Origin of the sequence: Streptomyces lanatus (genome assembly GCF_014655715.1) — a bacterium.
In the GTDB taxonomy this organism is placed as follows: domain Bacteria; phylum Actinomycetota; class Actinomycetes; order Streptomycetales; family Streptomycetaceae; genus Streptomyces; species Streptomyces lanatus.
In genome coordinates, this window is record NZ_BNBM01000016.1 from 215,049 (window position 1) to 235,835 (window position 20,787).

The following is a 20,787-nucleotide window of genomic DNA, read 5'->3' on the forward strand; positions in this document are numbered from 1 at the left end:
GGCATGAGCGCTGACGGTCAGGGAAGAAGCCACTGGTTCGACGACGAGGCCGGACCGGTCGTCCGTCCGTACGCCATGACGCGCGGCCGCACCACCAGTGCGGCCCAGCACCGCCTCGATCTGATCGCGGTGGTGGTCTCCGAACCACAGGCCGACGACCCGGACGCCGACTCGACGCTGTCCCCGGAGCACGTGGACATCGTCGAGCTGTGCCGTGACGCCCCGCAGTCCGTCGCCGAACTCTCCGCCGAACTCGATCTGCCGATCGGAGTCGTACGAGTCCTCATCGGTGACCTCGTGGACGGTGAATTCGTCCATGTGAACCGGCCGGTACCGCCTGCCGAGCTGGTGGACGAGAGTATTCTGCGCGACGTGATCAACGGCCTGCGGGCGCTGTGAGCGGCGCGGAAGCGGGGTAAAGACGTGACAGGCTGGCAGTTCTGGGTCGACCGTGGCGGCACCTTCACGGACATCGTCGCGCGACGCCCCGACGGCCGCCTGCTGACACACAAGCTGCTGTCGGAGAACCCCGCTCGCTACTCCGACGCGGCCGTCGCGGGCGTGCACGAGCTGCTCGACGGGTCCAAGGCCCCCATCGAGGCCGTCCGCATGGGAACGACGGTCGCCACCAACGCCCTCCTGGAGCGTAAGGGCGAGCGAACCCTCCTGATCATCACCCGAGGCTTCCGCGACGCCCTGCGCATCGCCTACCAGAACCGCCCCCACATCTTCGCCCGCCGCATCGAGCTGCCCGAGCTGCTGTACGAACGCGTCGTCGAGGTCGGCGAACGCATCGCCGCCGACGGCACCGTCCTGAGCCCTCCCGACCTGGACGCTCTCGCAGGCCCCCTCCAGGAGGCGTACGACGACGGGATCCGTGCCGTCGCCGTGGTCTGTATGCACAGCCACCTCCACCCGGCCCACGAACAGGCGGTCGGCCGGCTCGCCGCCCGCATCGGCTTCCCGCAGATCTCGCTGTCCAGCGAGGTCAGCCCCCTGATGAAACTCGTCCCGCGTGGGGACACCGCCGTCGTCGACGCCTACCTCTCGCCCGTACTGCGCCGCTACGTCCAGCATGTCGCCGACCAACTCCAAGGCGTACGGCTGATGTTCATGCAGTCCAACGGCGGACTCGCCGAAGCCGGGCAGTTCCGCGGCAAGGACGCCATCCTCTCCGGGCCCGCAGGCGGCATCGTGGGCATGGCGCGCATGTCGCAGCTCGCCGGCTTCGACCGCGTCATCGGCTTCGACATGGGCGGCACCTCCACCGACGTCTCGCACTTCGCGGGCGAGTACGAGCGTGTCTTCACCACCCAGATCGCCGGGGTCCGCCTGCGCGCCCCCATGCTGGACATCCACACCGTCGCGGCCGGCGGCGGCTCGGTCCTTCACTTCGACGGGTCCCGCTACCGCGTAGGGCCGGACTCGGCGGGCGCGGACCCGGGGCCCGCCTGTTACCGGGCCGGCGGACCGCTCGCCGTGACCGACGCCAACGTGATGCTCGGCCGCATCCAACCCGCCCATTTTCCCAAGGTGTTCGGCCCCGAAGGCGACCAGCCGCTCGACGACGACCTGGTCCGTGACCGCTTCACCGCCCTCGCGCGCGAGATCCGCGAGCAGACCGGCGACGACCGCACGCCCGAGCAGGTCGCCGAGGGCTACCTGCAGATCGCGGTAGCCAACATCGCCAACGCCGTGAAGCGCATCTCCGTGCAGAAGGGCCATGACATCACGCGCTACGCCCTCACCACCTTCGGTGGTGCGGGCGGCCAGCACGCGTGCATGGTCGCCGACTCGCTCGGCATCCGTACCGTCCTCGTGCCGCCCATGGCCGGCGTGCTGTCCGCGCTCGGTATCGGCCTCGCCGACACCACAGCCATGCGCGAACAGTCCGTCGAGGCGCCTTTGGAGCCCGCCTCGATGCCCGGCGTCCTGAAGACCGCCGACGATCTCGAATCCGCCGCCCGCGCCGAACTCCTCGACGAGGACGTCCCCGCGGACCGCATCAAGATCACCCGACGCGCCCAACTCCGTTACGACGGCACCGACACCACTCTCACCGTCGAGCTCACCGAGCCCGACACGATGCGGCCCGCCTTCGAAGAACGTCATCGCGCCACGTACTCCTTCGCCCTCGACCGCCCGATCGTCGTCGAAGCCCTCTCCGTCGAAGCCACTGGCATCACCGAACCCCCCGATCTCTCCGCTCTCGCCCCCTACGAAGCCACCCCTGAAGGCAGCCCGGCCGCCACCCGGACAGTCCGCCTCCACACGGGCGGAACCTGGCGTGACGTGCCCCTCCATCGCCGCGAGTCCCTCCCTCCCGGCGAAACCGTCACCGGCCCGGCGATCATCACCGAAGCCAGCGCGACGACCGTCGTCGACGAGAACTGGCAAGCCGCGACGACCGACGACGGGCATCTGGTCATGGAACGCGCGGCGATTACGGAGAGTTCCGATCTCGACACGAAAGCCGATCCGGTTCTGCTTGAGGTCTTCAACAACCTCTTCATGTCCATCGCCGAACAGATGGGCGCTCGCCTCGAGTCCACGGCCCAGAGCGTCAACATCAAGGAACGCCTGGACTTCTCCTGCGCGCTCTTCGATCCGGACGGAAACCTGGTGGCCAACGCCCCGCACATCCCCGTCCACCTGGGCTCGATGGGCACGAGCGTCAAGGAGGTCATCCTGCGCCGCGGCTCCGGGATGCGCCCCGGCGACACCTACGCCGTCAACGACCCGTACCACGGCGGCACCCACCTGCCCGACGTCACCGTGATCACCCCGGTCTTCGACACCGGACCCACATCGAACACGGAGAGTGATCCGCGGATCCTCTTCTACGTCGCCTCACGCGGCCACCACGCCGAGATCGGCGGCATCGCCCCCGGCTCCATGCCCGCGAACAGCCGCACCATCGAGGAAGAGGGAATCCTCTTCGACAACTGGCCGCTCGCCGAGAACGGTCGCTTCCGAGAGGAGGAGACCCTTCGTCTCCTCACCGAGGCGCAGTACCCCTCGCGCAACCCCAAGACCAACCTCGCCGATCTGCGCGCCCAGATCGCGGCCAACCAGAAGGGCGTCGACGAAGTCGCCCGCATGATCGAGAACTTCGGCCTCGACGTCGTCCAGGCGTACATGAAGCACGTCCAGGACAACGCCGAGGAAGCGGTGCGCCGCGTCATCGACGCCCTGGACGACGGCGAATACGCCTACGAGACCGACTCCGGCGCCGAGATCCGGGTACGCGTACGCGTGGACCGCGCGAACCGCTCCGCCACCGTCGACTTCACGGGCACGTCCCCGCAGCTGGCCACCAACTTCAACGCCCCCTTCTCGGTCGTCAACGCGGCCGTCCTGTACGTCTTCCGCACCCTGGTCGCCGACGACATCCCGCTCAACGACGGGTGTCTACGCCCCCTCGACATCATCGTGCCGTCCGGTTCGCTGCTCGCCCCCGAACCCCCGGCCGCGGTCGTCGCGGGCAACGTGGAGACCTCCCAGGCGATCACCGGTGCCCTCTACGCCGCGCTGGGCGTCCAGGCCGAGGGCTCCGGCACCATGAACAACGTCACCTTCGGCAACGAACGCCACCAGTACTACGAGACCGTGGCCTCGGGCTCCGGCGCGGGTGACGGCTTCCCCGGCGCGCCCGTCGTCCAGACCCATATGACCAACTCACGGCTCACCGACCCCGAAGTGCTGGAGTGGCGCCTGCCCGTACAGCTCGACGAGTTCGCCGTACGGCACGGCAGCGGCGGCGCCGGGCGATGGCACGGCGGAGACGGCGCCGTACGGCGCATCCGGTTCCACGAGCCCATGACCGTCTCCACGCTGTCCCAGCACCGCCGTGTCCCGCCCTACGGCATGGCGGGCGGCGAGCCCGGCGCGCTGGGCGCCAACCGTGTCGAGCACGCGGACGGCACCGTCACCGCACTCGGCGGAAGCGACTCCGCCGACGTCGGCAAGGGCGACGTACTCGTCATCGAAACCCCCGGCGGCGGAGGGTACGGCCCACCGTCGCCCGACCCCCATCAAGCAGGAGAAGAGATCGATGATCTTCGGGCGTTCTGAGCGCGGGAAGCCTCCGGTCGAGCCCGTCACGCTCAAGATCCTGGTGGCCGGCGGCTTCGGAGTGGGCAAGACCACCCTCGTCGGCGCGGTCAGCGAGATCAGGCCGCTGCGCACCGAGGAACTGCTCACCGAGGCCGGACGCCCCATCGACGACACGAACGGTGTCGAGGGCAAGCGCACCACCACCGTCGCCATGGACTTCGGCCGCATCACCCTGCGCGAGGACCTGGTGCTGTACCTCTTCGGCACGCCCGGTCAGGAGCGGTTCTGGTTCATGTGGGACGAGCTCTCGGAGGGCGCGCTCGGCGCTGTCGTCCTCGCCGACACTCGCCGCCTGGAGGACTGCTTCGCGGCCGTCGACTACTTCGAGCGGCGCTCCATACCCTTCCTCGTCGGCGTCAACTGCTTCGAGGGCGCCGCCCGTTACCCGGCGGAGGACATCAGGCAGGCCCTGGACCTCGACGAGGGCGTACCACTGGTGCTGTGCGACGCTCGCGACCGCGAGTCCGTCAAGGAGATCCTCATCGGCGTCGTCCAGCACGCCATGGCCTACCAGGCGGACCGCCGCCAGACCGTGGCCACCTGAAGCCTCGGGAACGAACACGGCCCGTACCCCCGCCGACCGGGGTACGGGCCGTGAGCCATGGGCACGCGTGCGTGGCTCACACGGGACTCACGCGCGTGGACCGCGCTCCGCTGTTCCCTCAGCTCTCGCCGTCCTCCTGCCAGCCGAAGCTCTTCTCCACCGCCTTGCGCCAGTTGTGGTACTCGCGGTCGCGCTCCTCGCCGGACATCGACGGCGTCCACTCGGCGTCCTTCGCCCAGTGCGCCTTGAGCTCGTCCAGGTCGTTCCACACCCCGGTCGCCAGCCCTGCCGCGTAGGCGGCGCCCAGACAGGTCGTCTCGGAGACCTTGGGCCGGATCACCGGTACGCCGAGCACATCCGCCTGGTGCTGCATGAGCAGGTTGTTCTTCGTCATGCCTCCGTCGACCTTCAGGGTCGTGATCTGGACGCCGGAGTCCTGGAACATGGCGTCCACCACCTCACGCGTCTGCCAGCTCGTCGCCTCCAGCACCGCGCGGGCGAGGTGGGCCTTGGTGACGTACCGCGTCAGGCCGGTGATGACACCGCGCGCGTCGGAGCGCCAGTACGGGGCGAACAGGCCGGAGAAGGCGGGCACGATGTACGCGCCGCCGTTGTCCTCGACGCTCGCCGCCAGCGACTCGATCTCGTCGGCACTGCGGATGATGCCGAGCTGGTCCCGGAACCATTGGACCAGCGCGCCCGTTATGGCTATCGAGCCCTCCAGGCAGTACACCGCCGCCTCACTGCCGATCTTGTAGCCCATCGTCGTCAGCAGCCCGCTCTTCGACGGCACCGGCCTGTTGCCGGTGTTGAGCAGCAGGAAGCTGCCTGTGCCGTATGTGTTCTTGGCCGTGCCCACGTCGTAGCAGGCCTGTCCGAATACGGCTGCCTGCTGGTCGCCGAGCGCCGAGGCGACCGGCACACCGGCGACCGGCCCGACCGCGGTCCCGTACACCTCGGCGGAGGACCTGATCTCCGGCAGGACGGCCTCGGGGACGTTCATCGCGGACAGGATCGAGGAGTCCCACTGCAGGGTCTCCAGGTTCATCAGCATGGTGCGTCCGGCGTTCGTCACATCGGTGACGTGCTGCCCGCCGTCGGTGCCGCCGGTGAGATTCCAGATCAGCCAGGAGTCGATGGTGCCGAAGGCGATCTCGCCGTGCTCGGCACGGGCCCTCAGCCCCGGCACGTTGTCCAGCAACCAGGCCGCCTTGGGGCCGGAGAAGTAGCTGGCCAGCGGCAGTCCGGTCTGCTCACGGAAACGATCCTGTCCGTCCGCGCCGCCGAGCTGGTTGCACAGCGCCGCCGTACGCGTGTCCTGCCACACGATCGCGTTGTGCACCGGCTTGCCCGTCGCGCGGTCCCACAGGACCGTCGTCTCACGCTGGTTGGTGATGCCGAGCGCGCTGAGCTGGTCGGCACGCAACCCGGCCTTCGCGATCGCACCGGCGACCACCGCCTGCACCTTGGACCAGATCTCGGTGGCGTCGTGCTCCACCCATCCGGGTTTGGGGAAGATCTGGCGATGCTCACGCTGGTCGACGGCGACGATCGCGCCGTCCTGGTTGAAGACGATGCAGCGGCTCGAGGTGGTGCCCTGGTCGATTGCGGCGACGAACTTGTCCGTCATGACGTCCCCTTCGTCGGATCCTTCAGAACGCTGCGTTGAAGATGACCCCGGACAGTGCCCCGCCGATCAGCGGTCCAGCCACCGGGATCCACGCGTAACTCCAGTCCGAGGTGCCCTTGTTGGGAATCGGGAGCAGGGCGTGGACGATGCGCGGTCCCAGGTCACGTGCCGGGTTGATGGCGTATCCCGTGGGGCCGCCGAGCGACAGACCGATGCCGACCACGAGGAACGACACGATCAGAATCGCGGTGCCCGACACACCGAGCCCCTTGGTCAGGCCGAATGCCAGGATCGGCAGCACCAGCGCGACGGTCGCGATGATCTCGGTGATGAGGTTCGCGACGACATTGCGGATCGCGGGCGCGGTGGAGAAGATCCCGAGGGTCGGCTGGGCGATCTTGTCGTCGGCGTTGGCCTGGAACTGCGCGAAGTAGACCAGCCAGCACAGCACGGCTCCGAGGATCGCACCGACCATCTGACCCGCGATGTAGATGTGGACCTTGTCCCAGTTCCCGGTGTCGATGGCGATCCCGATCGTCACGGCCGGGTTGAGCTGCCCGCCGGACAGCGGTGCCGCCGTGTACGCGCCGGCCATCACGCCGAATCCCCAGCCGAAGGCGATGACGACCCAGCCCGCGTCCTTCGCCTTGGAGTAGTTCAGGACGACGGCGGCGACCACGCCGGCCCCGAAGAGGATCAGGATCGCGGTACCGATGACCTCACCGAGGAAGATGTCTCCGTTGCTCATGGCTGCTCCTAGGCCCTGGCCGGGACGATCGGCCCCGGTTCTCCGTGCGGGGTGCGTTTCCCATGGCGACTTCAGCCGAAGGCAGGGAGGGTCCCGCGCCCCGCCCGGCGTCCATGACGAGCGTGCCGTCGCAGCCGAATCGCCAGTGGGGGAAAGGGCCTTCGTACAGGCGGAACCGCACGGCGCAGTGCGTGGATACGCCGAGAATGTACGGCGATGTCGACTGACACCGGGAAGTGTTCACCGGCGTCCAGAAGGCGTCAAGGTCGCTGACGCCAACGGTTCGGGGAGTGCCGACGGGGTACGGACCCACGCCGCCCGCGCTCGTGACACGCCCGCACCGGAGTGGAAGGGACACCGAGGCTCTGCTGAGGCCGGCAGGCGGACCTGTGCCCACTGGACCCGGCAGGGGTCGAAAAGCCGTGACTGTACTGAGGCCTGCGGAACCCTTCGGCCACCGCCGACCTCGTGCAGAAAGCGTCTCACCCCCTGCCCGGCTCCGCCACCGCGCACCCGGCCGACGCCGCGGCCGCCGCCACGCCACGGAGGATCTCGTGCCCGGGCAGACCCGCACGGCCCAGCACCCAGCTCGCCCCGCTCAGTGACTTGGCGGCCTTCTTCAGCGGCGCCAGCCAGGAGGCCGCCTGCCGGTGGTCGGTGACGGTTCCCGGCTCGCACAGGACCGTGGCCAAGGAGAGCGTGACAGCACGCCCACCCGCCGACCAGGGCGCGTCCAGCATGGAGGTGGCCAACGGACTGAGCCCCTCGGGATCCGCCAGCACCAGGAAGTCGTCCCCGCCGATGTGCCCCACACGGGTACTGTCCGACGCCGCGTGCTGAAGTGCCCGTCCCACCGACCGGATCAGCTCGTCACCCGCCGCGAACCCGGCCCCGTCGTTGACCTGCTTGAAATGGTCCACATCCAGCCAGCTCAGCGCGAACGACCGCCCGTCCGCGATCCGCCGGTCCACTTCACCCGTGATCGCGTCAGATCCGGGCAGCCGGGTCAGCGGGTTGAGCCCGGCGGCCTCCTCGACCCGGGTCTCGGCGAGCGCCCGTACCAGGTCCGCGAGCCGAACGACGCCCACGCACCGGCCGTACCGGTCGACCACGGCCACATCGTCCGACGTACGGTCGCGGCCGCCGTCCGCGACCACTTCCAGCACCTCCCACGCGGTGGCGTCGACGCCCACCGTGCGCGGCGGGTCGCCGAGCTTGGCCGCGGGCCGGTCGGCGTACAGGGCATGGCCATAGCGGCCGGACATCGACAGCAGGAAGCGGGAACGGTGCACCGACCGCACCGGCACGCCGTGCACGTCCACCAGCAGCACCCCGGACACGTCCGGCGATCCGGTCAGCAGCGCCCGCACCTGCCCTGCCGACGCGGTCGCGGGCAGCAGCGCGGCCGGGCGGACGAACTCCCGCACCGAGGGCCCCGATCTAGGCGTCACCGCCAGTCCGGGCGTGCGCGGCGGAACGTATACGTCCGCCGCCGGCAGCCGGGCGGGCGGAGCGAACAGCTCGCCCTGGGCCAGCTGCGCACCCGCCGACCGCGCCGCCGCGCACTGCAGCTCCGTCTCCACGCCCTCGACGCACAGGAGCGCTCCCAACTGCTCGCACAGCGTGCGCATCGCGCCGATCGCCGCCGGTCGCGCCAGCAGGGACGCGTCCAGCTTCACCAGCTCCGGCGCCATGTCCGTGAGCAGCCTCAGGGGTGCGTCCCCGTCGCCGACTCCGTCCGCGCTGATCCGGAATCCCTGGTCCCGCAGTGCGCCGACCGCCTCCAGCAGCGCCTGCTGAGGCACGTGCGTGTACGGCGGACCGATGTCGATCGTCACCTCCCACGGCAGCCGCCCCGCCGCGCGCACGGCGTCGTGCAGCGGGGTGAGCCCTCCGAGGTCGGCGAGGGTACCGGCGAACACGTTGACGTACAGGGGGAGCAGTGTCTCCTTGCGAGCCGCCGCACGGAATGCCAACACGATGAGTTGGCCGTCGAGTTCGGGATTGCGGCGCGCCTCGGCCAGGACGTCGCCGGTCTCCGGGCGGGCCAGTATCTCCAGCCCCGCGACCCCTCCGGTCGTCAGATTGACCACCGGTTGGAAGGCGAAGCGGAGAGTATCCGTCCAGGACTGCACGGGAGAATGATGGCGCTGCTGGAACCCGCCCAAGCCCAGTTCATAAGACGTTCACGCAGGATTCCGGCTTGCTCACGCAGCGTAAATAAATGCTGATCGGCCCGGGCCGATCGTGGCCGATCGGCGGTCGCGGCACGACGTACGACAGCACACGCGTGCGCGTCAGCACATGCGTGCGCGTCGCGAGGCCCTCGCGTCATCGCACCGCGACGACCGCCGATCCGTGCCCGAACAACCCCTGGTTCGCGGCGATGCCGACATGAGCCCCGGCGACCTGACGATCACCCGCATCGCCCCTCAACTGCCAGGTGAGTTCGCATACCTGGGCGATCGCCTGGGCCGGGACCGCCTCGCCGAAGGAGGCCAGGCCTCCACTCGCGTTCACGGGTATGCGTCCACCGGGCCCCGTCACGCCCTCCCGCAGCAGCTTCACGGCCTCTCCCCGGCCGCACAGCCCGAGATCCTCGTACCACTGCAACTCCAGCGCCGTGGACAGGTCGTAGACCTCCGCGAACGAGAGGTCCTCGGGTCCGAGACCGGCCTCCTCGTAGGCCGCGTGCGCGATCGACTCCCGGAACGTCTCCGCCGCCGGAGGCACCGCCACCGCCGAGTCCGTCGCGATGTCGGGGAGGTCCAGAACGGTGTTCGGGTAGCGCGGCGTCACGGTCGAAACGGCACGGATCCGCACCGGATTCACTGCCCCGTGCCGACGCGCGAACTCCATGCAGGACAGCACGAGCGCCGCCCCGCCGTCCGACGTCGCGCAGATGTCCAGCAGCCGCAGGGGGTCGGCGACCACCGCGGAGGCGGCGACCTCCTCGGCGGTGACCGCCTTGCGGTAGCGCGCATGGGGATTGAGCGCGCCCAGAGCGGAGTTCTTCACCTTGACCTGCGCGAAGTCCTCGGGCGTATCCCCATGTACGGCCATCCGCCGACGCGCGTACAGTCCGAAGTAGGTCGGATTCGTCGCACCGAGAACCCGGAAGCGCAGCCAGTCCGGATCGTCGGGCCGGTCGCCACCCGCCGGTCGGAAGAAGCCCTTGGGAGCCGCATCGGCACCCACCACGAGCACCACGTCTGCGAGACCCGAAAGTATCTGCGCCCGCGCGGTGTTGACGGCCTGCGCCCCGGACGCGCACGCCGCGTACACGCTCGTGACGCGGGCACCCTGCCAGCCGAGCGCCTTCGCGAACGTCGCCCCGGCCACATAGCCCGGATAGCCGCCCCGCACGGTGTCCGCGCCGACGATCGAGCCGATGTCCCGCCACTCCAGCCCGGCGTCGGCGAGTGCCGCGCGGGCCGCCACCGCGCCGTACTCGACGAAGCTGTGCCCCCACTTGCCCCATGGATGCATGCCCGCGCCGAGCACTGCCACGTCTTCCGTCATGCCGTCACCCCCGTCGGCCGCCACTGCCAGGTCGTCCAGATCGTCTCCGCGTCCTCATGGAGCACGCCGGGCACGACCTCCACCTCCTGGCCCACCGTCAGATCGGCGACGGTGACCCCGGGAGCCGCCTGCCCCAGCACCACGAGGCGCTCGGCTGCCAGCTCCACAGCGATCAACGTGTACGGCTCCCACGGAAGTTCCGGGTTCGTCACATAGGGTGACGGAGGTCGGTATCGGCCGTCCGTGAAGGACCAGACGCGTCCGCGTCGCGAGAGGGCCACTTCCTCCAGATCACCGCCCGTGCAGCCCGGGTTGCGGCAGTGAGTGTCCTCGCGCGGAAAGAAGACCGACGTGCACTCTGAGCAACGGGTGCCGACGAGCCGGAAGTCCTTCCCGTCACCGGCGAACCACCCGGCGACCACAGGCGTGCGCGTACGCGGCATGACCCCTCCCGGCACCAGATCTGACGGAACGTCAGAAGTGTGCCACGGGGAACCGGAAAGCGGCAGAGCGCCCCGCCCCAGCCCCGTACGCCCGCTTCCCCCACAGCCCCAACTCCTGATAGACGCAGGAACATGACGCGACTCTCGATCGCGGTACGGGGACTGGTGACCACGCTCGCCGCGCTACTTGCCGTGACCGCCGCCCCCGCGACCGTCCAGGCGAAGACCGACCCCAAGGCGCCGAAAGACTTCGTGGCGCTGAGAACCGTGGACCCCACGATCATCCAGGAGATGCGGTACTTCACCCCGCACAACTTCGTGGGCGAGCGCATCGACGGCTACCGACAGCCCTTGTGCATCCTCACCCGACCCGCCGCCGAAGCCCTCCACAAGGCCCAAAGACAGCTGCTGCGCCATGGTTACTCGCTCAAGGTGTACGACTGCTACCGACCGCAGCGCGCCGTCGACCACTTCGTGCGCTGGGCCAAGGACCTCGACGACCAGGCCATGAAAGACGAGTTCTACCCGAACGTCGACAAGACCCGGCTGTTCCTGGACGGCTACATCGCTGAGAAATCCGGCCACAGCCGTGGCTCGACCATGGACCTGACCATCGTCAGGCTGCCGGCGAAACCCACCAGGCCCTACGTACCGGGCGAGCCTCTGGTGCCCTGCTACGCGCCCCAGGACGAGCGCTACCCCGACAACTCCCTCGACATGGGCACGGGCTTCGACTGCTTCGACACCTTGTCGCACACCCTCGACCCGCGCATCCAGGGCGAACAGCGCGCCAACCGGCTGCTGCTCAAGAGCACTCTGGAAGCCCTCGGCTTCGTGAACCTCGCCGAGGAATGGTGGCACTACACATACAAGTCGGAGCCCTATCCGGACACCTACTTCGACTTCCCCGTGTCCTCGAAATCCCTCACGAAGCACTGATGACCGGCCCCCGGAAGACGCCCTTCCGCTGATCGGATACAGTCCGCCGCGTGTCCGAAACTCAATACTCCGTTCCCAACTCCGCAGCGGGCTCCCACTGTTCGAGCTGCGGCGCGCCCTACGGAGAGGGCGTCTCCGGCTGGCCGCGCACCTGCCCGGTGTGCGGCGCCGTGGCCTACCGCAACCCGCTGCCCGTGGCCATCGCACTCCAGCCCGTGTACGACACGCAGGGCACCGCCCTGGTCGTCATCACCCGAACCATCGCCCCCGCGCGCGGGGGCATAGCCCTGCCCGGCGGCTACATGGACGACCGGGAGGACTGGCGGCAGGCCGTCGTCCGCGAACTCAAGGAAGAGACCGGCATCGACGCGGCCGGCCGCGACGTACGCCTCGCCGACGCGATGAGCTCACCCGATGGGCACCTGCTGCTGTTCGGCCTGCTCCCGGAGCGTCCCGCCGACCGCATGCCGAGGTCGGCCGCCACGGACGAGACCGAGGGCTGGCACCTCCTGCGCAGGCCGGAGGAGCTCGCCTTCCCACTGCACACCCTGGCCGTACGCGCCTTCTTCGAGGGCCGTTACGTCTGAACTCAGCGCGCGCCGAGCCCGCGCACACGCACCGGACGCGGCGATGGGACCATGCCGTCGTCATGCTCCAGCTCGACGGCCACCCTGTTGCCTTCCCAGCGGGTGACGTAGCGCTCGATCTCCGGTTCGTCCCAGCCGTCCCCCATGTCCGGCACGACCAGCCCGCCCCCGGTACGCCCCTGGGCGGGCGCCCACACCTCCAGCTCCAGCCCGCCGTCGTCCCCACGCACGGGGACGACGGCACCCGCACGCACCAGCACCGGGATCCGCGACAGGGGCGCGTCGAGCAGAACCTGCCCCGGCCCTTCATACGCCCGTTCCGTCGCCGTGTCGTACCAACGCCCGCGCGGCAGCTGCACCGCACGGTGGTCCACGCCCGGATCCAACACCGGCGCCACCAGCAGACAGTCGCCCAGCAGAAACGCATCCTCACAATCGCGCAGCGCGCGGTCCTCCGGCGCCGACCACCACAGCGGACGCACATAGGGCGCCCCCGTACGACGAGCAAGATGCGCCAGCGTCATGAAGTACGGCAGCAGCCTCCGACGCTCCAGAAGCGCCACGCGCGCGTGCTCCAAGGCCTCAGGGCCGAACTCCCACGGCTCCCTGCGCCCGGCCCGCAGACTCGCGTGCGTACGGAACAGCGGCAGATACGCCGCCAATTGGAACCACCGCAGATACAGCTCGGGCGACGGGCTCCCGTCGAAGCCGCCCACGTCCGGCCCCGAGTACGGCACTCCGCACAGCCCGAGCCCCATGACCAGCGACAGCGATGCCCGCAACCCGGGCCAGCCCGTGGCCACGTCCCCGGACCAGGTCCCCCCGTAGCGCTGCATGCCGGCCCAGCCGGAGCGCGAGAACACGAAGGGCCGCTCATCGGAGGCCAGTTCGCGCAGGCCCTCGTAGCCCGCCCGGGCCATGCACAGGCCGTAGACGTTGTGCGCTTCCCTGTGGTCCCCGCCCCGGCCTTCCAGGGAGTGCCTGGCCGAACGCGGCAGCGTCGACTCCCCGAAGGCCGCGAAGGACGTCGGCTCGTTCATGTCGTGCCAGAAACCGGAGAATCCCTGCGCCAGGCGCTCCTCGTAGAGCGCGCCCCACCACGCACGCACACGCGCGTGCGTGAAGTCGGGGAAGGCCGCCTCCCCGGGCCACACCACGCCCCGCACGAGCTCCCCCGAGGCGTCCCGCACGAACGCGTCCTCGGCCGTCCCGCTGTCGTACACGGCGTTGCCCGGCGCGGCCTTGATCGCCGGATCGACGATCGACACCAGGCGGATCCCGTCCCGCCGCAAGTCCTCCGCGAGTTGCGGCAGTTTGGGGAAGCCCTCCTGGTCGACCGTGAACACCTGGTGCTCGTCAAAGTGATCGATGTCCAGATGGACCGCGTCCAGCGGCAGGTCCCGCTCCTGGTAACCCGAAACGATCCGCCGCACCTCCTGCTCACTGCCGAATCCCCACCGCGCGTGATGGTGGCCCAGTGCCCACGCCGGCGGCAGCGCGGGCGCACCCGTCAGGGAGGCCCAGACGAGCAGCACGCGCGCGGGGGTGCCCACCATCACCCAGCAGCGCAGCGGACCACCATCCATCCGCAGCTCGCTGGTCCCGGCCCGGTCATGACCTGAACCGGCGCCTTCCTCGCCCTCCCGGAGCGACACGGTTCCGTCCCACGAGGTGTCGTGGAACACCAGGTGCGTGGCCGCGTCGGCCACCACCAACTGCACCGGCATGGTGATGTACAGAGGGCCGTCGCCCGGACCGAACGGATGCCCCGGGTCGGTGTTCCACAGCCGGTACGTTCCGTCCCGCAGCCGCGGACCCGACGCCCTCCCCCCGAGCCCGAAGAACCGCGCGTCAGCGGCGACCTCCGACCTCTGCATCCACCTGGCCGACCCACCCGCGACAGGCTCCCACCAGCGAGGCGGAAGATCGCGGCGCAGTGTCACCCCACCGGGCGTCTGCACCTCCACGGCGCCGTGCCGCGAGATCACGACCGTCACCCGCTCGGCCACGACCCGCCAGCCGCCGTCCTTGTCGGGCTCCAGCACCGCCCGGGGATCCGGTTCCGGACAGCGGCCGGCAAGCGCGTACGACGGCTCCGGAGCGGCTCCGTCCCACCCCCAGAAGACAGCCCCGTTCACCGTGACGGAAACACGCAGCTCGGACCGGCTGAAGCGGATGACACCACCACCCGGACCGGGCCGCACCTCCTGCACCGGACCGGGCACACGGGCACGCTCCGCGCCCCGGGGCGGCAACCCGGCGGCATCCGCACGCCTCCTGCGCCACGCCGCTCGTACGGTACGCAACCTCTGGGCCGCCCCCACAGAACCGACCACCTTCATCGAACGCACCAGGTCACGACCGTCCATGCTGCTCAGCCTGCCATTGACCGCCCCACACATGCGTGTCGTTCAACTGCCGTTCACCCGTGCTGGGACCACATCTTCACGACACGGACTATGTGCGGGGCACCCTGGTGCAGAAGTCGATCACATGGCATCGTCCGTGTCATCCGCGTCGCGCGCACACCCCAGCCGTGCGCGGAAGACGCACACCACGCGCACAGTCCGGGAGCCGCCCCATGTCGATCGCGAACCCGCAGCCGCTCTGGCAGCCAGATCCGCAGCGCATCGCCCGAGCCCAGGTCACCAAGTTCCAGGCCTGGGCCGCCGAAAACCATGGTGCCCCCGCGGACGGCGGTTACCCGGCCCTGCACCGCTGGTCGGTCGACGAACTCGACACCTTCTGGAAAGCCCTCACGGAGTGGTTCGACGTACGCTTCACCACCCCCTACGCGCGCGTACTGGGCGACCGTGCGATGCCCGGCGCCCAGTGGTTCCCCGGCGCGACACTGAACTACGCGGAGCACGCCCTTCGCGCTGCCGCTACCCGCGCGGACGAACCCGCACTCCTGCACGTCGACGAATCCCACGAGCCCCGCCCCGTCACCTGGGCGGAGCTACGCCGCCAGGTCGGCTCGCTCGCCGCCGAGCTGCGCGCCCTCGGCGTACGCCCCGGAGACCGAGTCAGCGGCTACCTCCCGAACATCCCGCAGGCTGTCGTCGCCCTTCTCGCCACGGCCGCAGTCGGCGGAGTCTGGACCTCCTGCGCCCCCGATTTCGGCGCACGCAGCGTCCTGGACCGCTTCCAGCAGGTCGAACCGGTCGTGCTGTTCACCGTCGACGGCTACCGCTACGGCGGCAAGCAGCACGACCGCCGTGACGTCGTAGCCGAACTGCGCCGCGAACTACCGACCCTGCGCGCCGTGGTGCACATCCCGGTCCTCGGCACCGAGGCCCCCGAGGGAGCCTTGGAGTGGTCGGCCCTGACAGCCGGCGACGAGGAACCGGTCTTCGAGCAGGTGCCCTTCGACCACCCCCTCTGGGTGCTCTACTCCTCCGGCACGACGGGCCTCCCCAAGGCCATCGTCCAGTCCCAGGGCGGCATCCTCGTCGAACACCTCAAACAACTCGGCCTGCACTGCGACCTCGGGCCGGAAGACCGCTTCTTCTGGTACACGTCGACCGGCTGGATGATGTGGAACTTCCTCGTCTCCGGCCTCCTCACCGGCACCACGATCGTCCTCTACGACGGCAGCCCGGGCTATCCCGACACCGGCGCGCAGTGGCGCGTCGCCGAACGCACGGAAGCCACCCTCTACGGCACCTCGGCCGCCTACGTCATGGCCTGCCGCAAGGCCGACGTGCACCCCGCGCGCGACTACGACCTCACAAAGGTGCGCTGCGTCGCCACCACCGGATCACCCCTACCGCCCGACGGGTTCCGCTGGCTGCACGACGAGGTCCGCGACGACCTCTGGATCGCCTCCGTCAGCGGCGGCACGGACGTGTGCTCCTGCTTCGCGGGAGCCGTGCCCACCCTGCCCGTCCACATCGGTGAGCTCCAGGCCCCCGGTCTCGGCACGGATCTCCAGTCCTGGGACCCGAGCGGCAAGCCCGTCATCGACGAGGTGGGCGAGCTCGTCGTGACCAACCCCATGCCGTCCATGCCGATCTACTTCTGGAACGACCCAGACGGCAGCCGCTACCACGACAGCTACTTCGACACCTACCCCGGCGTATGGCGCCACGGCGACTGGATCACCGTGACCTCACGCGGCTCCGTCATCATCCACGGCCGCTCCGACTCGACCCTCAACCGTCAGGGCGTACGCATGGGGTCCGCGGACATCTACGAAGCCGTGGAACGTCTCCCCGAGATCAAGGAATCCCTCGTCATCGGCATCGAACTGCCTGACGGCGGCTACTGGATGCCCCTCTTCGTACACCTGGCCCCGGGAGCCACCCTCGACGAGGCACTCCTGAGCCGCATCAAGGCCACCATCCGTGAACAACTCTCACCACGTCACGTCCCCGACGAGATCATCGAGGTCCCCGGCGTCCCGCACACCCTCACGGGCAAACGCATCGAGGTCCCGGTCAAACGGCTGCTGCAGGGCACACCGCTGGAAAAGGCCGTCAACCCCGGTTCCATCGACAACCTCGACCTCCTCCACTTCTACGAGGAACTCGCCCGCAAGCGCGCCTGACCCCACCCGGCCTCGGACTACCGACCCACGGCGAAGTCCGAGGCCGATCGCCATGGAAACCTCGCCCGACCTGCACGAATACGGGCCGCCGGGATCCGTGGCCGGCTCACCCCGACGCCGTTGTCAGTGCCGCCCGTTACTGTGAGTGAGCATTGATCGACTGTGCACAAGGGGGAAACATGGCGCACACAGACCACCAGACGATGCGACGCGTCCTGCGCCGCGAGATCGCCGGCACGATCGGCCTGCTCACCGACGAGCACGACTTCCGGGCCATGCGGCGCTACCGCAGCTTCACCTTCGACGACCACAAGATCTACCTGGAACAGGTGGAGGCCCTCCTCAGGACCCGCGCCTCCCAGGGCAGTCATACGACGGTCGCCCTCTTCGACCCGCTGGAGTACGCGCAATTCTGCGCGGAAACAGGCCTCGACCCCGACGTCCCGTCCAGCCGCACACGCTTCACAGCCGAACTGGGCACCACCGGCCCCACCCTTCCCTACGACGGCCGGCCACTGGCAGAGCTCGTCCCGGCCCTGGTCGACGAAGCAGTCCGCCAGGCCACCTGGGAGTACGCCGCCACCCTCCTGGCACGCCTCGGCGCCTGCCCCACCTGCGGCGAGGACATCGGCCGCGCGGCATACACACATGCCTCCAGCCTCCTCATGCGCATCCTCGAGACGGCGCAGCCGGGCTCCCGACACCTTGTCTGCAGCGTCACCGGAACCCCGGAATCCCTTGCCTCGGTCCTGCACGCCGACGAGGACGCGGAGGGCGCCACACACCTCGACGAGGCCGAAGTCCTGGAGTTCACCACAGTCCTCGCCCTCGGCCTCGCCACCCAGAGCCCCGGCGGACTCGTGATGCGGACCAGCGCACCCGGAACCTCCGACCGGATCTACGGATGGCGCCTGCGCGGGGACGATCTCGAACCCCTCACCGCAGGCGAGGTCTTCGACGCCTACTGCACCGACATCGAATCCGGAGACCTCATCTCCCCGGAGTCAGGAGTCGACTACTGCGTCCCACCGGACCTCGGCGCTGACCAGACACCACGCCGCCACCAGCACTGAAAGCAGACGGGGCGCTCCACCCGCAGGTGGAGCGCCCCGCAAAGACCAGGCATCAGGCCGCCGGCCTCCGACTACTCGCCGGAGAGCACCGCCTGAGCAGCATTGCGCGCTTCCTCGGCACTGTCCGCCGCCCGAGCGGCCGCCGCAGCGCGCTCGCACTGCGCCAGCGTGTACTTCGCCAGCGTCGCCCGGACATAAGGAATCGAAGCCGAACCCATCGACAGGGAGGTGACACCCAGACCGGTTAGCACACAGGCCAGCAGCGGGTCGGACGCGGCCTCACCACAGACACCACAGCTCTTGCCCTCGGCCTTCGCCGACTCCGCGGACAGCGCGACCAGGTCGAGGAGCGCGGGCTGCCAAGGATCCTGCAGCCGGGACACCGCACCCACCTGACGGTCCGCGGCGAAGGTGTACTGCGCGAGGTCATTGGTGCCCAGAGACAGGAACTCGACCTCTTGAAGGATCGAGCGTGCCCGCAGCGCGGCGGACGGAATCTCCACCATCGCACCGAACTTCGCCTGCAACCCCGCTTCACGGCACGCGTCCGCGAACGCCTTGGCGTCGCTACGGTCCGCGACCATGGGAGCCATGACCTCGAGGTAGACGGGCAGCCCCTCCGCCGCCTTCGCGAGGGCCGTCAGCTGGGTCCGCAGAACCTCGGGGTGATCCAGCAGCGTCCGCAGACCGCGCACACCCAGCGCCGGGTTGGGCTCATCGGCAGGCGTCAGGAAGTCCAGCGGCTTGTCCGCCCCCGCGTCCAGGACACGTACCACGACACGACCCTCGGGGAAGGCTTCCAGAACCTGCCGATAGGCCTCGACCTGCTTCTCCTCCGACGGCGCCTTCTTGCTGTCGTCGAGGAAGAGGAACTCGGTCCGGAACAGACCCACACCCTCAGCGCCAGCCTCTACAGCGGCCGGGACGTCCGACGGCCCGCCGACATTGGCCAGCAGCGGCACCTTGTGGCCGTCGGCGGTGGCACCCGGCCCCGTCGATGCCGCGAGCGCGGCCTTGCGCTCGGCGGCAGCGGCCTCAAGCGCGGCCTTCTTCTCCTCGCTGGGGTTCACGAAGATGTCACCGGTACTGCCGTCGACCGCGATGACCGTACCTTCGGCCAGCTCACCCGCACCCGGTAGCGCGACCACGGCCGGCACACCGAGCGCCCTCGCCAGAATCGCGCTGTGACTGGTCGGCCCACCTTCCTCGGTGACGAAGCCGAGAACGAGCGCAGGATCCAGGAGCGCCGTGTCGGCCGGAGCGAGGTCACGAGCCACCAGCACATAGGGCTCGTCGCTGTCCGGGACACCGGGCATCGGAACCCCGAGCAGCCGGGCGACGATACGATTCCGCACGTCGTCGAGGTCGGCCACACGACCGGCGAGGTACTCACCGGCGCCGGCCAGCAGCTCGCGGTACGCGGCGAAGGCGTCGTACACGGCCCGCTCGGCCGTGCTGCCCACGGCGATACGACGGTCCACGTCCGACATCAGCTCGGGGTCCTGGGCCATCAGGGCCTGCGCTTCAAGCACCGCCTGGGCTTCGCCCCCCGCCAGATTGCCGCGCGCCATCAGATCGGCTGCCACAGCCTCCACCGCCTTGCGGGCGCGCCCCTGTTCACGCTCCGCGTCCTCGGCCGGAATCTGCTTGGCAGGCGGTTCGAGGACCGCCGTTCCCATGTGCCGAACCTCGCCGATCGCCACACCGTGGCTCACGCCGACGCCTCGCAGCGTTGTCTCCATCTCACCCGTCTCCGATAGTGCGGCGGGTCCCGCCGCCGCGGTGGTTGTCGTCCCTACTTGCCGTCCTATAGGACGGCACTGACGTCACTTCCAGGTGAAGAGACTGTCGCCGGCCTTCACATCGCCGTTGTCACGCAGATCGGAGAGAGCCTCGGCCGTGGCCTCGAGAGCGACGATCGGGCATACCGGCGACTTGCCGGCAGCTTCGACGGCAGCGGGGTCCCAGCGCACGATGCTCTGGCCGCGAGTCACGGTGTCGCCCTTGTTCACGAGCAGTTCGAAACCCTCGCCGTTGAGCTGCACGGTGTCGATACCGAGGTGGGTGAGCACCCCATGACCTTGCTCGTCGACAACTACAAAAGCGTGCGGATGCAGAGAGACGATGACCCCGTCCACGGGCGACACCGCCTCGGAGGGCTCACGCACGGGGTCGATCGCGGTACCCGGGCCGACCATGGCCCCGGAGAAGACGGGATCCGGAACAGACGCAAGTCCGACGGCGCGTCCTGCAAGGGGGGACGTCACGGTGGTCATGGGAAAACCTCCCAGGGGTGGAGATCGTTATGGGCCGTCGCTGCCTGTGCAGGACGGCGCACTGTTCAGCAGGGTATGTCACATGAAGTGCAGGTTCCGCGCGAGCACTCCAAGGTGGTCTAGACCATAGCGTAAACCGATTTGCACCCGCTCTGCGGCCGCGTGTACAGTCGTACTCCTGCTTGGGACTGAGTGACGCAGCTAGGCGTCCTTGCCCAGCAGCACCCAACTTGTCAGATCCTATCTCGGGGTCACCTTCTGCATGCCCGCAGGATGGTGGTCAGAGGGCCGGAAAAACACTGATAGAGTCGGAAACGCAAGACCGAAGGGAAACTGCCCGGAGGAAAGCCCGGAAGGGTG

Annotated in this window: 15 protein-coding genes; 7 read left to right on the forward strand and 8 right to left on the reverse strand. The window is 69.3% G+C overall.

Going from position 1 to position 20,787, the window contains the following annotated elements; translation table 11 throughout:
- Positions 1-3: 3 nt before the first annotated feature.
- From IE325_RS34285 to IE325_RS34295, 3 genes are read left to right on the forward strand one after another with little or no spacing between them, the layout of a single operon-like run.
- Positions 4-399, forward strand: a complete 396-nt coding sequence (locus IE325_RS34285; protein WP_190074016.1) for a DUF742 domain-containing protein — start codon at positions 4-6, stop codon at positions 397-399.
- A gap of 24 nt (positions 400-423) precedes the next feature.
- On the forward strand, positions 424-4,074 hold the full coding sequence (locus tag IE325_RS34290; RefSeq protein ID WP_190074017.1) for a hydantoinase B/oxoprolinase family protein: 3,651 nt from the start codon (positions 424-426) through the stop codon (positions 4,072-4,074).
- Positions 4,055-4,660 carry a GTP-binding protein gene (locus IE325_RS34295; RefSeq protein WP_190074018.1) on the forward strand — a complete coding sequence of 202 codons (606 nt, stop codon included), beginning with the start codon at positions 4,055-4,057 and terminating at the stop codon, positions 4,658-4,660. The genes IE325_RS34290 and IE325_RS34295 overlap by 20 nt, the downstream gene beginning before the upstream one ends.
- Before the next feature lie 118 nt (positions 4,661-4,778).
- Here the strand turns inward: IE325_RS34295 and glpK are convergent, their stop codons facing one another.
- The 5 genes from glpK to IE325_RS34320 form a co-directional block, all read right to left on the reverse strand.
- Positions 4,779-6,290 (reverse strand): glycerol kinase GlpK, encoded by a 1,512-nt coding sequence (gene glpK, locus IE325_RS34300; RefSeq protein WP_190074019.1) that lies wholly within the window; start codon positions 6,288-6,290, stop codon positions 4,779-4,781.
- 22 nt (positions 6,291-6,312) lie between these two features.
- Positions 6,313-7,038, reverse strand: a complete 726-nt coding sequence (locus IE325_RS34305) for an MIP/aquaporin family protein (protein WP_190074020.1) — start codon at positions 7,036-7,038, stop codon at positions 6,313-6,315.
- Positions 7,039-7,520: 482 nt separating this feature from the next.
- Positions 7,521-9,173: a GGDEF domain-containing protein gene (locus IE325_RS34310; protein ID WP_190074021.1), complete on the reverse strand. Its 1,653-nt coding sequence runs from the start codon at positions 9,171-9,173 to the stop codon at positions 7,521-7,523.
- A 196-nt stretch (positions 9,174-9,369) separates the two neighbouring features.
- Entirely contained in the window at positions 9,370-10,560 is a 1,191-nt protein-coding gene (locus IE325_RS34315) for a lipid-transfer protein (RefSeq protein WP_190074022.1), read from the reverse strand.
- Positions 10,557-10,982: a Zn-ribbon domain-containing OB-fold protein gene (locus tag IE325_RS34320; protein WP_190074039.1), complete on the reverse strand. Its 426-nt coding sequence runs from the start codon at positions 10,980-10,982 to the stop codon at positions 10,557-10,559. The genes IE325_RS34315 and IE325_RS34320 overlap by 4 nt, the downstream gene beginning before the upstream one ends.
- 153 nt (positions 10,983-11,135) lie before the next feature.
- Between IE325_RS34320 and IE325_RS34325 the strand changes: the two genes are divergently transcribed.
- Positions 11,136-11,942: a M15 family metallopeptidase gene (locus tag IE325_RS34325; protein ID WP_190074023.1), complete on the forward strand. Its 807-nt coding sequence runs from the start codon at positions 11,136-11,138 to the stop codon at positions 11,940-11,942.
- 50 nt (positions 11,943-11,992) lie between these two features.
- Positions 11,993-12,529: an NUDIX domain-containing protein gene (locus IE325_RS34330; RefSeq protein ID WP_190074024.1), complete on the forward strand. Its 537-nt coding sequence runs from the start codon at positions 11,993-11,995 to the stop codon at positions 12,527-12,529.
- A gap of 2 nt (positions 12,530-12,531) precedes the next feature.
- Here IE325_RS34330 and IE325_RS34335 read toward each other — a convergent pair whose 3' ends face one another.
- A complete protein-coding gene (locus tag IE325_RS34335; RefSeq protein WP_190074025.1) occupies positions 12,532-14,898 on the reverse strand; it encodes a glycoside hydrolase family 31 protein in 2,367 nt (788 codons plus the stop codon).
- Positions 14,899-15,110: 212 nt separating this feature from the next.
- On the opposite strand from IE325_RS34335, the gene IE325_RS34340 reads away from it, so the two are divergent.
- Both IE325_RS34340 and IE325_RS34345 read left to right on the forward strand, forming a co-directional pair.
- Positions 15,111-17,078, forward strand: coding sequence for an acetoacetate--CoA ligase (locus IE325_RS34340; protein ID WP_190074026.1), 1,968 nt, complete (start codon positions 15,111-15,113; stop codon positions 17,076-17,078).
- A gap of 179 nt (positions 17,079-17,257) precedes the next feature.
- Positions 17,258-18,151: a DUF8829 domain-containing protein gene (locus tag IE325_RS34345; protein ID WP_190074027.1), complete on the forward strand. Its 894-nt coding sequence runs from the start codon at positions 17,258-17,260 to the stop codon at positions 18,149-18,151.
- A gap of 71 nt (positions 18,152-18,222) precedes the next feature.
- Here IE325_RS34345 and ptsP read toward each other — a convergent pair whose 3' ends face one another.
- Together ptsP and IE325_RS34355 are read right to left on the reverse strand one after the other, a co-directional pair.
- Positions 18,223-19,893 carry a phosphoenolpyruvate--protein phosphotransferase gene (gene ptsP, locus IE325_RS34350; RefSeq protein ID WP_190074028.1) on the reverse strand — a complete coding sequence of 557 codons (1,671 nt, stop codon included), beginning with the start codon at positions 19,891-19,893 and terminating at the stop codon, positions 18,223-18,225.
- Between the two features lie 84 nt (positions 19,894-19,977).
- Positions 19,978-20,427: a PTS sugar transporter subunit IIA gene (locus tag IE325_RS34355; RefSeq protein ID WP_190074029.1), complete on the reverse strand. Its 450-nt coding sequence runs from the start codon at positions 20,425-20,427 to the stop codon at positions 19,978-19,980.
- Positions 20,428-20,787: the final 360 nt, after the last annotated feature.